The 15,137-nt window shown below is 65.5% G+C and carries 15 protein-coding genes; all 15 read left to right on the top strand.

All coding sequences use genetic code 11. The features are described 5' to 3' along the window. Positions 1-20 precede the first annotated feature (20 nt). The 15 genes from pilW (at position 21) to AVS7_RS19390 (ending at position 14,873) form a co-directional block, all read left to right on the top strand. Positions 21-791 carry a type IV pilus biogenesis/stability protein PilW gene (pilW, locus tag AVS7_RS19460; RefSeq protein ID WP_020229733.1) on the top strand — a complete coding sequence of 257 codons (771 nt, stop codon included), beginning with the start codon at positions 21-23 and terminating at the stop codon, positions 789-791. Beyond that, positions 784-1,671 (top strand): helix-turn-helix domain-containing protein, encoded by an 888-nt coding sequence (locus tag AVS7_RS19455; protein WP_024001905.1) that lies wholly within the window; start codon positions 784-786, stop codon positions 1,669-1,671. The genes pilW and AVS7_RS19455 overlap by 8 nt, the downstream gene beginning before the upstream one ends. Further along, positions 1,672-2,964: a flavodoxin-dependent (E)-4-hydroxy-3-methylbut-2-enyl-diphosphate synthase gene (gene ispG, locus AVS7_RS19450; protein ID WP_034691262.1), complete on the top strand. Its 1,293-nt coding sequence runs from the start codon at positions 1,672-1,674 to the stop codon at positions 2,962-2,964. Between the two features lie 72 nt (positions 2,965-3,036). Continuing rightward, entirely contained in the window at positions 3,037-4,326 is a 1,290-nt protein-coding gene (gene hisS, locus AVS7_RS19445) for a histidine--tRNA ligase (RefSeq protein ID WP_020229730.1), read from the top strand. Positions 4,327-4,339: 13 nt separating this feature from the next. Further along, positions 4,340-5,017: a tetratricopeptide repeat protein gene (locus AVS7_RS19440; protein ID WP_020229729.1), complete on the top strand. Its 678-nt coding sequence runs from the start codon at positions 4,340-4,342 to the stop codon at positions 5,015-5,017. Between the two features lie 32 nt (positions 5,018-5,049). After that, the gene (gene bamB, locus AVS7_RS19435; protein WP_020229728.1) at positions 5,050-6,162 is read left to right on the top strand and encodes an outer membrane protein assembly factor BamB; all 1,113 of its coding nucleotides are present in this window, start codon (positions 5,050-5,052) and stop codon (positions 6,160-6,162) included. Positions 6,163-6,173: 11 nt separating this feature from the next. Continuing rightward, positions 6,174-7,514 carry a ribosome biogenesis GTPase Der gene (gene der / locus AVS7_RS19430; RefSeq protein WP_024001904.1) on the top strand — a complete coding sequence of 447 codons (1,341 nt, stop codon included), beginning with the start codon at positions 6,174-6,176 and terminating at the stop codon, positions 7,512-7,514. A 98-nt stretch (positions 7,515-7,612) separates the two neighbouring features. Then, positions 7,613-7,861 carry an RNA chaperone Hfq gene (hfq, locus tag AVS7_RS19425; RefSeq protein ID WP_024001903.1) on the top strand — a complete coding sequence of 83 codons (249 nt, stop codon included), beginning with the start codon at positions 7,613-7,615 and terminating at the stop codon, positions 7,859-7,861. A gap of 68 nt (positions 7,862-7,929) precedes the next feature. After that, positions 7,930-9,108 carry a GTPase HflX gene (gene hflX / locus AVS7_RS19420; protein ID WP_034691260.1) on the top strand — a complete coding sequence of 393 codons (1,179 nt, stop codon included), beginning with the start codon at positions 7,930-7,932 and terminating at the stop codon, positions 9,106-9,108. A 53-nt stretch (positions 9,109-9,161) separates the two neighbouring features. Further along, positions 9,162-10,529, top strand: coding sequence for an FtsH protease activity modulator HflK (hflK, locus tag AVS7_RS19415; RefSeq protein WP_034691259.1), 1,368 nt, complete (start codon positions 9,162-9,164; stop codon positions 10,527-10,529). A 9-nt stretch (positions 10,530-10,538) separates the two neighbouring features. Further along, positions 10,539-11,438: a protease modulator HflC gene (gene hflC, locus AVS7_RS19410; protein ID WP_024001901.1), complete on the top strand. Its 900-nt coding sequence runs from the start codon at positions 10,539-10,541 to the stop codon at positions 11,436-11,438. A gap of 29 nt (positions 11,439-11,467) precedes the next feature. Beyond that, positions 11,468-11,656, top strand: a complete 189-nt coding sequence (locus AVS7_RS19405) for a DUF2065 domain-containing protein (RefSeq protein ID WP_020229722.1) — start codon at positions 11,468-11,470, stop codon at positions 11,654-11,656. Between the two features lie 71 nt (positions 11,657-11,727). Next, positions 11,728-12,879, top strand: a complete 1,152-nt coding sequence (locus AVS7_RS19400; RefSeq protein WP_024001900.1) for an ATP phosphoribosyltransferase regulatory subunit — start codon at positions 11,728-11,730, stop codon at positions 12,877-12,879. Positions 12,880-12,909: 30 nt separating this feature from the next. After that, positions 12,910-14,286, top strand: a complete 1,377-nt coding sequence (locus AVS7_RS19395) for an adenylosuccinate synthase (protein ID WP_020229720.1) — start codon at positions 12,910-12,912, stop codon at positions 14,284-14,286. 62 nt (positions 14,287-14,348) lie between these two features. Beyond that, entirely contained in the window at positions 14,349-14,873 is a 525-nt protein-coding gene (locus AVS7_RS19390) for a phosphoribosyltransferase (RefSeq protein WP_020229719.1), read from the top strand. The last annotated feature ends 264 nt before the right edge of the window (positions 14,874-15,137 follow it).

The raw sequence follows: 15,137 nt of genomic DNA, 5'->3' as shown, positions 1-15,137 counted from the left end.
TGTGGGCCGCGAGTGCGTTCATGGCCGGCATGCTGCTGCTGGGCTGCGCCCACCAGGCCGGAGGCCTCGATGCAGGCGCATCGTCGGCGAGCAGCACGGGCGCTTCGGACGAGACCGACGCGCGCAGGCGTGCGCGGATCCGGCTGGAGCTGGCGGCCAACTACCTGCAGATGGGTCAGACCAGCGTGGCTCTGGAAGAAATCCGCCAGGCCCTGACTGCCGATCCTTCGTATGGCGATGCCTACCATCTGCGCGGCCTGGCGTACCTGGGAATGGGCGACCTCTCCCAGGCCGAGGACAATCTGAAGCGCGCCCACGCCATGAAGCCGGCCGATCCGGACATCCTGCACAACTATGGCTGGCTGCAGTGCCAGAGACAGCAGTACGAACAGGCCAACCAGTGGTTCGAGCGCGCCCTGGCCACGCCGGGCTACGCGGCCCGCGGCAAGACCTACCTGTCGCAGGGGCTGTGCTACCAGCGCTCCGGACGGGCCGCCGAGGCGGAGCAGGCGCTGCTCCATGCCTACGAGATCGATCCGGGTAACCCCGTGGCGGGCTACCACCTCGCTTCGGTCATCTTCGCGCGCGGCGACGCCAAGCGCGCGCAGTTCTACATCCGCCGCGTCAACAACGGCGAGTTTTCCAATGCCGGGTCCTTGTGGCTCGGCATCAAAGTGGAGCGGGCATTGCGGGAGTTCGTAGCGATGCGCCAGCTGGGTGACCAGCTGCGCAAGCGCTTCCCGCAGTCCAAAGAGGCTCTTGCATTCGAGAGAGGGGCATTCGATGAATGAGCCGGTCGGGGCGCAGGCAGAGGCCGCTGCACACCTGTCTGCGGGCCAATTGCTGACACAGATGCGCGAGGCGGCAGGCGTCCATATCGCTGCCTTGGCGGTCACGCTGAAGGTGCCGGTGAGCAAGCTGGAAGCCTTGGAGGCGGACCGCCATGACGTGTTTTCCGACGCGGTCTTCATGCGGGCCCTTGCATCCAGCGTGTGCCGCACGCTGAAGGTCGATGCGGCGCCCGTGCTGGCGCTGTTGCCGCAGAGCGAGCCCACGCGGCTGAAGGCGGACAAGGGAATCAACGCATCCTTCAAGGACGAAGGCGTGCGGCTCGGGCGCGGCGGCATGGAAGCGCCCAAGCCGCGCTTGATGAGCATTGCCGTGGTGCTGCTGCTGGCGGCGGCCGTGGCCATCGCGCTCCTGCCGCGGGGCGCAGACGATGCCCCGGCGGCGAGCGCTGCGCCGCAGCAGGCGCAGGCAGAGCCTGCCGTCGCCGAGGCGCAGCCCCTGGCATTGGCCGCCTCTGCTGCGGTTCAATCCATGGAGCCTCCGGCTGCGCCGCAGGTCGGCGCTCCCGCCGCAGAGCCGCAGGTGGCAGCATCGGAGCCGGCGGCAGCTCCCGCCGCGGCTGCCAGCGCGGCTGCGCCGCAGACCGACGGGGCGCTGGTTATCCGTGCCCGCGAGTCCTCGTGGATACAGATCCGCAGCGCTTCCGGGGCCGTGCTGGCCCAGAAGACGCTGGAGGCAGGAGAGAGCATTGCCGCGACGGGGATGCCCCCCTGGTCGGTGGTGATCGGCAGGGCGGATGCCACGGACGTGATCGTGCGTGGCAAGCCCATGGATCTCAGTACCGTCGCGCGTGAGAACGTGGCGCGTTTCGAGGTGAAGTAAATGACTGGCTCCAGTACGGCCATGCCCATCGCCATGGCGGCTCCGCTGCCGCGCCGCTCCCGGCAGGCGAAGATCGCCTGGGGCGAGCGTGTCGTTACCGTGGGCGGCGACGCGCCGGTGCGCGTGCAGTCCATGACCAACACGGACACGGTGGATGCCATCGGCACGGCCATCCAGATCAAGGAGCTGGCGCAGGCCGGCTCCGAGCTGGTGCGCATCACGGTGAACACGCCCGAGGCGGCCGCGGCCGTGCCCTACATCCGCGAGCAGCTCGACCGCATGGGCGAGACGGTGCCCCTGGTGGGCGACTTCCACTACAACGGCCACCGCCTGCTGACGGAGTTCCCCGACTGCGCGCAGGCGCTGTCCAAGTACCGCATCAACCCCGGCAACGTCGGCAAGGGCGACAAGCGCGACAAGCAGTTCGGCCAGATGATCGATGCCGCCATGCGTTGGGACAAGGCCGTGCGCATCGGCGTCAATTGGGGCAGCCTGGACCAGGAGCTGCTCGCCGGGCTGATGGACGCCAACAGCAAGCGCGCCCAGCCCTGGGATGCGCGCCAAGTCATGTACGAGGCGCTCATCACCTCCGCCATCGAATCCGCGCGGCGCGCGGAGCAGATGGGGCTCAAGGGCGACCAGATCATCCTGTCGTGCAAGGTGAGCGGCGTGCAGGACCTCATCGCGGTCTACCGCGAGCTCGCGCGCCGTTGCGACTACGCGCTGCACCTGGGGCTGACGGAGGCGGGCATGGGCACCAAGGGGGTCGTGGCCTCCACGACGGCCCTGTCCATCCTGCTGCAGGAGGGTATCGGCGACACCATCCGCGTATCGCTCACGCCCCAGCCCGGGGAGGCGCGCACGCAGGAGGTGGTGGTCGCCTCGGAGATCCTGCAGGCCCTGGGCCTGCGCGTGTTCGTGCCCAGCGTGACGGCCTGCCCCGGCTGCGGGCGCACCACTAGCACCACCTTCCAGGAACTCGCCAAGCAGATCGACGACTACCTGCGCGCGCAGATGCCCGTGTGGCGCGTGCGCTATCCGGGCGTCGAGAAGATCAAGGTGGCCGTGATGGGTTGCATCGTCAACGGCCCGGGTGAGAGCAAGCATGCCGACATCGGCATCAGCCTGCCGGGCACGGGCGAGGCGCCCGCGGCCCCCGTGTTCATCGACGGCGAGAAGGCCCTGACCCTGCGCGGCGACAACATCGCCCGGGAGTTCCAGGACATCGTCGACGGCTACATCGCCCGGCGCTTCGGCGGTGCGGCGCCCGTGGTCGATGCGATTCAAAAATAATAGCTGCTCGCGCTTGCTGGATAAGCGCTAGAAGCCAATTCGACTCATATTTTCCAAGTTCCACAGGACAAGATGCAGAAGCTGGTTGCCATCAAGGGCATGAACGACATCCTCCCGCCGGACTCCGCGCGCTGGGAGTGGCTGGAGGGCACGGTGCGCTCGCTCATGGCGCGTTATGCGTACCGCAACATCCGTACCCCCATCGTGGAGCCCACGCCCCTGTTCGTGCGCGGGCTGGGCGAGGTGACCGACATCGTCGAGAAGGAGATGTATTCCTTCGAGGACCGCCTCAACGGCGAGCAGCTGACGCTGCGCCCCGAGGCCACGGCGGGTGTCGTGCGGGCCGTGGTCGAGCATTCCATGCTCTACGACGGCGGCAAGCGCCTCTACTACATGGGCCCCATGTTCCGCCACGAGCGGCCGCAGCGCGGGCGCTACCGGCAGTTCCACCAGATCGGCGCGGAGGCCCTGGGCTTTCCCGGTGCCGAGGCGGATGCGGAAATCATCCTGCTGGCGCAGGCGCTGTGGGCCGAACTCGGCTTGCAGAACGTGCGCCTGGAGCTCAACAGCCTGGGCCAGCCCGACGAGCGCAAGGCGCACCGCGCCGCGCTGATCGCGCATTTCGAGCGCCACCAGGACGCGCTGGACGAGGATGCGCGCAGGCGCCTGCACAGCAATCCCCTGCGCATCCTGGACACCAAGAACCCGGCGATGCAGGACATCGTCGAGGCGGCGCCCAAGCTGATCGACTTCCTCGGCGCCGAGTCGCTGCGGCACTTCGACACCGTCAAGGCCATCCTGGATGCCAACGGCGTGGCCTGGAGCCTCAACCCCCGGCTGGTGCGCGGCATGGACTACTACAACCTCACGGTCTTCGAGTTCGTGACGGACCAGCTGGGCTCGCAGGGCACGATCTGCGGCGGCGGGCGCTACGACTACCTGATCGAGCAGGTGGGCGGCAAACCGGCGCCGGCGGTGGGCTGGGCGCTGGGCGTGGAGCGGGTGCTGGAGCTGCTCAAGGAGCAGGAAGTGCCTTCGCCCGTGGTGGCGCCCGACGCCTATGCCATCGTTCCCGACGCTGCATCCCTGCCGGCGGTGATGGCCGCGCTGCAGCGCCTGCGCGCCCAGGGCGTGTCCGTGCAGATGCACAGCCCGGCGGCAGGCACGGAGGGCATGGGCAGCATGAAGTCGCAGTTCAAGAAAGCAGATGCCAGCGGCAGCCGGCATGCGCTGATCTTCGGTCCCGACGAGCTGGCGCGCGGCAGCGTGACCGTCAAGCCGCTACGCCAGGAGGGCGAGCAGCTGGAACGCCTGCTGGCCGATATTCCCGCCTGGGCGGGCACCCTACAATCCCTGCGCTGAACGGAACCGCAACATGGCAAATCACTTCGACCTCCAGGAACAAGAACAACTCGACCAGATCAAGCATTTCTGGAACACCTGGGGCACGCTCATCACTTGGGTGCTGATCGTCATCATGGGCGGCTTGGCCGCCTGGAACGGTTACCAGTTCTGGCAGGGACGCCAGGCGCAGCAGGCCGCGGCGCTCGCGGAAGCCGTGGAAGCGGCGGCCCAGTCCGGCGACCTGGTGCGTGTGGAGCAGGCCTTCGGCGACCTGAAGTCGGGCTATGCCGGCACGGCCCAGGCGGGGCAGGCGGGTCTGGTGGCCGCGAAGGCCCTAGCCGACGCAGGCAAGTGGGATGCCGCGAAGCCCGTGCTGGCCTGGGTGGCCGAGAAGGCCGCCGACGAGGGCTACAGGGCGCTGGGCAAGCTGCGCCTCGCCGGAGTCCTGGTCGAGGAAAAGGCCTATGACGATGCGCTGGCCCAGCTGTCGGGCAGCTTCCCGGTCGAGTTCGCCGCCATGGTGGCGGACCGCAAGGGCGATGTGCTCGCCCTTCAGGACAAGAAGCCAGAAGCCGTCGCGGAATACCGCCGCGCCTACCAGGCGCTGGATGAGCGGGCGGAGTACCGCCGCCTGGTGGAAGCCAAATTGAACGCCCTGGGCGCGCGCGTGGATGCCGCGTCCGCGGCACAGCCTGGGAGCGCTGCGTGAGACACGTTTTTCAAACCGCGCGGCCGCTGGCCATGGCCGTCGCATTGACGGCGCTGGTGGGTATCGGTGGCTGCTCGCTGTGGGGCGGCTCTTCCAAGCCCAAGCCCAAGGAACTGGGCCCCAACGTGCCCGTGCTTCCTGTGCGGCAGGCCTGGACGGCCAAAGTCGGCTCGCTGTCGGGTGTGCAGGTGGACGTGCACGTCCTGGGCAGCACCATCACCCTGGCATCCGCCGGCGGCGAGGTGGCGGCGTTGGATGCCCGCACCGGTGGCGACATCTGGCGGGCGCGCCTGAACACTCCCCTAGCATCGGGCGTGGGCAGCGATGGCCGGTGGACTGCGGTGACGACCCAAAGCAGCCAGGTCGTCGTGCTTGACGGCGGGCGGGAAATCTGGCGCAAGCCGCTGCCTGCGCAGGCCTACACCGCTCCCCTGGTGGCCGGCAACCGCGTGTTCGTGCTGGCGGCCGACCGGTCGCTTTCCGCCTTCGATGCGGCCACGGGGTACCGGCTCTGGACCCAGCAGCGCCCCGGCGAGCCCCTGATCCTGCGCCAGGGCGGCGTCCTGATGGCGGTGGGCGACACGCTGGTCGCCGGGCTGTCGGGCCGCCTGGTGGGCTTCAATCCGGACAACGGTGTCGTGCGGTGGGAAGCACCGCTGGCCAGTCCGCGGGGCACCAACGATGTCGAGCGGCTCGTGGAAATCGTGGGCCCGACCAGCCGTGTCGGCGACAGCATCTGTGCGCGGGCCTTCCAGGCCACGGTGGGCTGCGTCAACGCGGCACGCGGCGCGATGGCCTGGACGCAGCCGGCCAACGGCAGCGAGGGCATTCATGGCGACGACACCCTGCTGTTCGGCACGGAAAGCAACGGCACCGTCATCGCGTGGCGTCGGGCCGATGGCTCGCGCGCCTGGTCGTCGGAGCGGCTGCAGTACCGTGATCTGACCGCACCCTTGCTGCTGGGGCGCTCCGTCGTGATCGGCGACAGCACCGGGCTGGTCCACCTGCTGTCCCGCGAGGATGCAGCGCCCTTGAACCGCCTGACGACGGATGGCTCTGCCATCGCGGCCACGCCCGTGGTGGCGGGGGATACCCTCGTGGTCGTGACGCGCAATGGCGGCGTCTACGGCTTCCGTCCTGACTGATCGGAACGGGAATGAAGCCAGTCATCGCTCTGGTGGGGCGGCCCAATGTGGGCAAATCCACCCTGTTCAACCGCCTGACCAAGTCGCGCGATGCCATCGTGGCCGACTTCGCCGGCCTCACCCGTGATCGCCACTACGGCAACGGCAGGCTGGGCAAGCACGAATACATCGTCATCGACACCGGAGGCTTCGAGCCCGATGCCTCCAGCGGCATCTACCGCGAGATGGCCAAGCAGACGCAGCAGGCCGTGGCCGAGGCGGACGTGGTGGTCTTCGTGGTGGACGTGCGCGCGGGTGTTTCCGCGCAGGACTACGACATCGCCAACTACCTGCGCCGCCTGGGCAAGCCCTGCGTGCTGGTGGGTAACAAGGCGGAGGGCATGCAGGACAGTGCGCTGCTGGCCGAGTTCTATGAACTGGGGCTGGGAGAGGTGCATCCTGTCTCGGCTGCGCACGGGCAGGGCATCCGCAGCCTCGTGGAAATGGCGCTGGAACCGCTGGCGCTTCCGGAAGAGGACGCAGCGGGCGAGGCCGAGAAGAATGTGATCCGCCTGGCCGTGGCGGGGCGGCCCAACGTGGGCAAATCCACGTTGATCAACACCTGGCTGGGCGAAGAGCGTCTGGTCGCGTTCGACATGCCGGGCACCACGCGCGATGCGATCTCGGTGCCCTTCGAGCGGCACGGGCAGAAGTTCGAGCTGATCGACACGGCCGGCTTGCGCCGCAAGGGCAAGGTGTTCGAGGCGATCGAGAAGTTCTCCGTCGTCAAGACCCTGCAGGCGATCGAATCCGCCAACGTGGTGCTGCTGCTGCTGGATGCCACTCAGGGCGTGACGGACCAGGACGCCCACATCGCGGGCTACATCCTGGAGAGCGGCCGCGCCGTGGTGATCGCCGTCAACAAGTGGGATGCCGTGGACGATTACGGGCGCCAGCAGCTGGAGCGCTCGATCGAGTCGCGGCTGTCGTTCCTCAAGTTCGCTTCCCTGCATTTCATCTCGGCCAAGAAGCGCCAGGGCATCGGGCCGCTGTGGGCGTCCATCGTGCAGGCCTACAAGGCCGCTGTCTGCAAGATGCCCACGCCAGTGCTGACGCGGCTGCTGCTGGAGTCGGTCCAGTTCCAGAGCCCCCAGCGCTCGGGCATGTTCCGCCCCAAGCTGCGCTACGCCCACCAGGGCGGCATGAACCCGCCGGTCATCGTGATCCATGGCAACTCGCTGGAGCACGTCACCGATGCCTATAAGCGCTTCCTGGAAGGGCGTTTCCGCAAGGAATTCGATCTGGTGGGAACGCCGTTGCGCATCGAAATGAAGACGTCGAAGAACCCTTACGCGGACAAGAACGATTCCTGATCCTCAGCAGGGCGGTTTCTAGTCCCTGAACGGCGCAGGGCACTTGGGCTGTGGTAAGGTGCTGGTTTACAACAACATTCTTGAACACGGAGAATATCGTGAGCAATAAAGGCCAACTTCTTCAAGATCCGTTCCTGAACGCGCTGCGCCGCGAGCATGTCCCGGTGTCCATCTACCTGGTGAACGGCATCAAGCTCCAAGGCCAGATCGAATCTTTCGACCAGTATGTCGTGCTGCTGCGCAATACCGTGACGCAGATGGTCTACAAGCACGCCATCTCCACCATCGTGCCGGGCAGGGCCGTCAATTTCTCCACCGCCGAGCCGAGTGACGGCGACGGCCAGTAAGCCCTTGCCTTTTTGCCTGAGGCTGCGCCGGGAGCGCCTGCGCGCTTCGTATTCAAGGACATGCAGCCTTGGGTTTCCACGACACCCCTGACACACCATCCGCGCCGGTCTTGCTGGTCGGCGTGGATTTCGGTGCTCCTCACTTCGATGCCGAGCTGGAAGAGCTGGGCTTGCTGGCGCAAACTGCCGGCTTGGCGCCTGTTGCGCGCTTGACTTGCAAGCGCAAGGCGCCCGATGCCGCTCTTTTCGTCGGAAGTGGCAAGGCGGACGAGATCCGCACCCTGGCGCAGATGCATGGCGCGAAGGAGGTGCTTTTCGACCAGGCGCTGAGCCCGGCGCAGCAGCGCAACCTGGAGCGGCATCTGCAACTGCCTGTCAACGACAGGACATTGCTGATCCTCGAAATCTTCGCGCAGCGCGCCCGCAGCCACGAAGGCAAGCTGCAGGTGGAGCTTGCGCGCCTGCAGTATCTCAGCACCCGCCTCGTCCGGCGCTGGTCCCACCTGGAGCGCCAGCGCGGGGGCATCGGCACGCGGGGAGGCCCCGGTGAAACCCAGATCGAGCTGGACCGGCGCATGATCGGCGAAGCCATCAAGCGCACGAGGGAGCGGCTCGTGAAGGTGAAGCGGCAGCGCGCCACCCAGCGCAAGCAGCGTGAGCGGCGCGATACCTTCAACATCTCCCTGGTGGGTTACACCAACGCGGGCAAATCCACCTTGTTCAACGCTCTGGTGAAGGCGCGCGCCTATGCCGCCGACCAGTTGTTCGCCACCCTGGATACGACGACGCGCCAGCTCTACCTGGGAGAACTGGCCGGCTCCGTGTCTCTGTCCGACACCGTGGGCTTCATCCGCGACCTCCCGCACGGTCTGGTGGATGCCTTCCAGGCCACGTTGCAGGAGGCCGTGGACGCGGACCTGCTTTTGCATGTGGTGGATGCGGCGAATCCCGGGTATCCCGAGCAGATAGCGCAGGTGCAGCATGTGCTGGCAGAGATCGGCGCTTCGGACATTCCGCAGATCCTGGTGTTCAACAAGCTGGATGCCATGCCTGCAGATGTGCGGCCTGTCGCTGTGCAGGATGTGTATGAATTGGATGGGCGGCAAGTGCCCCGCATTTTCGTCAGTGCGCGGCAAGGCGATGGCTTGGCCGCCTTGCGGGAGCAACTGGCGTCCATGGTCCAGGCTGCATCGCAAGATGCGATGACCCCAAATGGGACTGCTGAATTACCGGCCCCTTCCGACTGATTGGGCACAATGCCAGCTGTTCCTACGTCTTCAGAATAGCAAAGACCTTGCGCATGAATCTTCACCATCGTACCTCCCGCTGGGCCCTGCTGCCTGCGCGCATCCGGGGGATGTTCAATCTCAACGATCCGCGCTGGGGGCGGGGCGACAGCAAGGGGGAGAGTGGCCAGAAGCCGGACCCCGAGCGCCCGCCCACGGAGCCTCCGCAAGGAGGAAGGAACCGGGATCCGGGGCCTGGCGGGCAGCCGCCGGACCTGGACGAACTGTGGCGAGATCTCAACCGCAAGCTCGGCAGCCTGTTCGGTGGCCGCGGTAGCGGCGGCTGGGGTGGCGCCTCGGGCGGCGGTGGTGGCGGCTTTCAGCCCGACATGAAGAATGCGGGCGTCGGGGTCGGGCTCATTGCTGCGGTGGCGGTGCTCATATGGCTGGGCACGGGCTTCTTCATCGTCCAGGAAGGCCAGCAGGCCGTCATCACGCAATTCGGCAAGTACAAGAGCACGGTGAACGCCGGCTTCAATTGGCGGCTTCCGTATCCCATCCAACGCCATGAGCTCGTGTTCGTTACCCAGATCCGCTCGGCGGATGTGGGCCGCGACAGCATTATCAAGAGCACGGGGCTGCGCGAATCCGCGATGCTGACCGAGGACGAGAACATCGTCGAGATCAAGTTCGCCGTGCAATACCGGCTGAACGATGCCCGCGCCTGGCTGTTCGAAAGCCGCAACCCGGCCGATGCCGTGGTCCAGGCCGCAGAAACGTCGGTACGGGAAGTCGTCGGCAAGATGCGGATGGATACGGCGCTGGCCGAGGAGCGCGACCAGATCGCTCCGCGCGTGCGCACCCTCATGCAGACCATCCTGGACCGCTACAAGGTCGGAGTCGAAGTGGTGGGCATCAACCTGCAGCAAGGCGGCGTGCGACCTCCGGAACAGGTGCAGGCTGCATTCGACGATGTGCTGAAAGCCGGCCAGGAGCGCGAGCGCACGAAGAACGAGGCGCAGGCCTATGCCAACGACGTCGTTCCGCGCGCCGTGGGTTCGGCCTCTCGCCTCATTGAGGAAGCAGCCGCCTACAAGGCGCGGATCGTGGCGCAGGCGCAAGGTGACACGCAGCGATTCAGCGCGGTCCTGGCGGAATACCAGAAGGCGCCCCAGGTCACGCGCGACCGTATGTACCTGGAGTCCATGCAGCAGATCTACAGCAACGTCACCAAGGTATTGGTGGAGTCGCGTCAGGGGTCGAACCTGCTCTACCTGCCTCTGGACAAGATCATGCAAAGCGTTTCGCAGACACCGGTGCCTGGAGCAGCGCTTGAATCGCCGCCGGCCACCAGCTCGAGCCTGCCGCCTGCTGCCTCGACTTTTCCAGGGGATTCGCGTGCCCGCGATACCAGCCGCACGCGTGACCGCGAGTCTCGATAGGAGAGCGATGTGAACAGAATCGGATTTATTGCATCGACCCTTCTGGTGGTTTTGGCGCTGCTGAGCTCCATGGTGTTCGTGGTGGACCAAAGGCAATTTGGCGTGGTGTACGCGCTGGGCCAGATCAAGGAAGTGATCACGGAGCCGGGGTTGAATTTCAAGCTGCCGCCGCCGTTCCAGAACGTCCGCTACATCGACAAGCGCCTGCTGACCCTCGACAGCTCCGATACGGAGTCGATGCTGACGGCGGAAAAGCAGCGCGTGGTCATCGACTGGTACGTGCGCTGGCGTATCAGCGATCCGTCCGAGTACATCCGGAACGTGGGCCTCGACGAGAGCGCAGGCGCGCTGCAGTTGAACCGCGTGGTGCGCAATGCGTTCCAGGAGGAGGTCAACCGCCGCACGGTCAAGGAATTGCTGTCGCTCAAGCGCGATGCGCTCATGTCGGATGTGAAGCGCGAAGTGCTGGAGGCCGTGCGCGGTGCCAAGCCCTGGGGCGTGGACGTCGTGGATGTGCGCATCACCCGTGTCGACTATGTGGAGGCGATCACGGAGTCGGTCTACCGGCGCATGGAAGCCGAGCGCAAGCGCGTGGCGAACGAATTGCGCTCCACGGGCGCGGCAGAAGGTGAAAAGATCCGTGCCGACGCGGACCGCCAGCGCGAGATCACCATCGCCAACGCCTACCGCGATGCCCAGAAGCTCAAGGGTGACGGCGATGCGGAAGCGGCGCGAGTCTATGCGGAAGCCTTTGGGCGCGATCCCCAGTTCGCCCAGTTCTACCGCAGTCTCGAGGCTTACAAGTCGAGCTTCAACCGCAAGAGCGACGTGATGGTCGTGGACCCGTCCTCGTCCGATTTCTTCAAGGCCTTTCGGGGCGCGGCCCCGGGTGCGGGCGCACGCCAATAGCCTGTCCGGTCGGCCGCTGGCGCCTAGCCATGGAGTGGATGGATAGCCTCTGGCCCGCCTTGGCCCTGGTGCTGGTGATCGAAGGGGCATTGCCCTTCGTATCACCGGCCGGCTGGCGGCGCATGTCCATGCAGATGCTGCAACTGCGCGATGGGCAGATCCGTTTCTGCGGCCTGCTGAGCATAGCGATCGGAGCCATTGCCCTGGCGATGCTCTAGCGTCTGGATGCTCCTAGAATGCATGGGCACCCCTGCCGGTAGAATCACGTTTTTAACAGCCTACCCCTCCCATGTCTGCCTGGGTCCTGCCGGATCACATTGCCGATGTCTTGCCCTCCGAGGCCCGGCACATCGAAGAACTTCGCCGAGGGCTGCTCGATACGGCGCGCAGCTATGGATACGAGCTGGTCATGCCGCCGCTCCTGGAGCATCTCGACTCGCTGCTGACCGGCACGGGAGAAGCCCTGGACTTGCAGACCTTCAAGCTGGTCGACCAGCTCTCCGGGCGTTCCCTGGGCCTGCGGGCCGATACCACGCAGCAGGTAGCGCGCATCGATGCGCACCTGCTGAACCGCCGTGGTGTGACGCGGCTGTGCTATTGCGGCCCCGTCATGCACACCCGGCCCGACCGCCCCCATGCCACGCGCGAACCGCTGCAATTCGGTGCGGAGATCTATGGCCATGCCGGCATCGAGGCCGACATCGAGGCGGTGCAGCTCTCCCTGGAATGCCTGCGCAGCGCGAATGTGCAGGACATCAGCGTGGACTTGGCCGATGTGCGTATCGTCAGCAGCCTGCTCGCAGGGCTGCCGGTGGGACTGCAGGCGCTCAGCCGCGTGCATGCGGCACTGGCTGCCAAAGACGCGAGCGAATTGGCGTGCCTGACCAAGGATTTCCCGGCTGCATCGCGCGACGGCCTGATGGCGCTGCTCCAGCTGTATGGCGATGCGGCGGTGTTGGATGAGGCCGAAAAGCGACTCCAGCCCAATGCAGGCATGCGGCAGGCGCTATCGGATTTGAGAACCATCGCGGCACGTATCCAGGGTGCCAGGGTCACTTTCGACCTGGCCGACCTGCGCGGGTATTCCTACTACAGCGGTGCACGTTTCGCCGTCTACGCTCAAGGGGCCAGCGATGCACTGGTGCGTGGGGGGCGCTATGACGAAGTCGGTGCCGTGTTCGGGCGCAACCGTCCCGCCGTCGGCTTCAGCCTGCTGGACGTCAAGCAGCTGGTGAGCGTGGTGTCTCCGCGTCCCTTGAGGGCCGCTATCCGTGCGCCCTGGGGGGAGACCGATGATGTCCACATCGCAATCGCCGCCCTGCGTCAGCAAGGCGAGACCGTGGTGTGCATGCTGCCGGGACATGGCAGCGAGGTGGATGAGTTCCACTGCGACCGTGAACTGGTTCACATGGGCGGCCGCTGGGTCGTCCGGGCCATTTGAGATTTCTTCAGCATTTGAATCGGGTTTGACATGAAAGCAAGCAAAGGGCGCAACGTCGTCGTGGTCGGTACCCAATGGGGTGACGAGGGCAAGGGCAAGCTGGTGGACTGGCTGACCGAGAGCGCGCAAGGTGTCGTGCGCTTCCAGGGCGGCCACAACGCGGGGCATACGCTGGTCATCAATGGCGTCAAGACGGCGCTGCACCTGATCCCCAGCGGCATCATGCGCCCCGGCGTGAAGTGCTACATCGGCAATGGCGTCGTTCTGTCGGCTGGCAAATTGTTCGAAGAAATCGAGGGGCTGGAAAAAGCGGGCGTAGAAGTCCGCTCGCGCCTGCGCATCAGCGAGGCCTGCCCCCTGATCCTGCCATTCCACGCGGCTTTGGATGTTGCGCGCGAAGCGGCACGCGAGCAAGGTGGCACCGAGAAGATCGGCACCACCGGCCGCGGTATTGGCCCGGCATACGAGGACAAGATCGCCCGCCGCGCTTTGCGCGTGCAGGACCTCAAGAACCCGGAGCGTTTCGCTGCCAAGCTGCGCGAGCTGCTGGCGCTGCACAACCATGTGCTGACCACCTTCCTGGGTTCGGCCGGTTTTCAATTCGGCGATGCCCTCAAGCCCTATATCCAGGATGGCCTGGTGCAGTTCGAGGCGGTGTTCGAAGAAGCCATGCGCCATGCCGAGATGCTCAGGCCCATGATGGCCGACGTGTCGCGTGAGCTGAATGAGGCGCATGCGGCAGGTGCCAACCTGCTCTTCGAAGGGGCCCAGGGCACGCTGCTGGATGTGGACCACGGCACCTATCCCTATGTGACCTCCAGCAACTGCGTTGCCGGCAATGCGGCGGCAGGTTCTGGCGTGGGGCCGGGCATGCTGCACTACATCCTGGGCATCACCAAGGCGTATTGCACGCGTGTCGGCGGCGGCCCTTTCCCGACGGAACTGGAATGGGAGAAGCCCGGAACGCCGGGCTATCACATGAGCACCGTGGGGGCTGAGAAGGGTGTGACGACCGGGCGGAGCCGCCGCTGCGGCTGGTTCGATGCGGCGCTCCTCAAGCGGAGCGCCCAGGTCAACGGCTTGACGGGCCTGTGTATCACCAAGCTGGATGTCCTGGATGGGCTGGAAGAGTTGTCGCTGTGCACCGGCTACGAACTGGATGGCGAGCGCATCGATTTGCTGCCCATGGGGGCGGAAGAAATCGCCCGCTGCACGCCCGTCTATGAAAAACTGCCAGGCTGGACCCAGTCCACAGTGGGGGTGACGCAGTATGACGCCTTGCCGGCGAACGCCCGCAAGTACTTGGAGCGCATCGAGGAAGTGACGGGGGTGCCCATCGCCATGATCTCCACCAGTCCGGATCGCGATCACACCATCCTGATGCGGCATCCTTACGCAGGGAATTGAACGATTTTGGCATTGAGCACTTGTGTATCAAGCGCTAGAAGCTATAAAAATAGGAGTATCCAATGCTGACAGAAGACGGCAAGCACCTCTACGTAAGCTACGACGAGTACCACAACCTTATCGAGAAACTGGCACTGAAGGTGCACCAGTCCGGCTGGGAGTTCGACACGATCCTGTGCCTGGCACGTGGGGGGCTACGACCGGGCGACATCCTGAGCCGCATCTTCGACAAACCTCTGGCCATCATGTCCACCAGCTCCTACCGGGCCGAGGCGGGCACGGTGCAGGGCCATCTGGACATTGCGCGCTTCATCACCACGCCGAAGGGAGAAATCGCGGGGCGGGTGCTGCTCGTGGATGACTTGGCGGACTCCGGACACACCCTGAATGCCGTGATCGCGATGCTCAAGACCAACTACCAGCCCATCACGGAGCTGCGCAGCGCCGTGATCTGGACCAAGGGCTTGTCCACCTTCACTCCAGACTACTCTGTCGAATTCCTGCCCACAAACCCCTGGATTCATCAGCCTTTCGAAGGCTACGATAGCCTGACGCCTGACAAATTGCTCGAAAAGTGGCGTCTTTGATTGGATGCGGAATTTCTGGGCTATACTACGCGGCTTCGCTGCCCGGCCGGTTGTGTAAACAGGTGGTTGGGCGGAGAAGAGGGGGAGATAAAAATTTCTCTGCTTCGAGTTGATCTGGTGTTTAAAACCGGTGTAGAATTTGAGGCTTCGCTGCTGAGGCGGTCTGCGACGAAGGTTGCGGGTGGTTGAGGTGGTGAGGGGTTTGGCGAAAAGATCGAAAGACCCCAAAGTTTGACAGGACTTTTCAAAACCTGCTAGAATTCA

The sequence above is a fragment of the Acidovorax sp. MR-S7 genome (assembly GCF_000400995.2).
Classification (GTDB): Bacteria; Pseudomonadota; Gammaproteobacteria; order Burkholderiales; family Burkholderiaceae_C; genus MR-S7.
The sequence above is the reverse complement of the archived record's forward strand: the minus strand, read 5'-3'. Positions and strand labels throughout refer to the sequence as shown.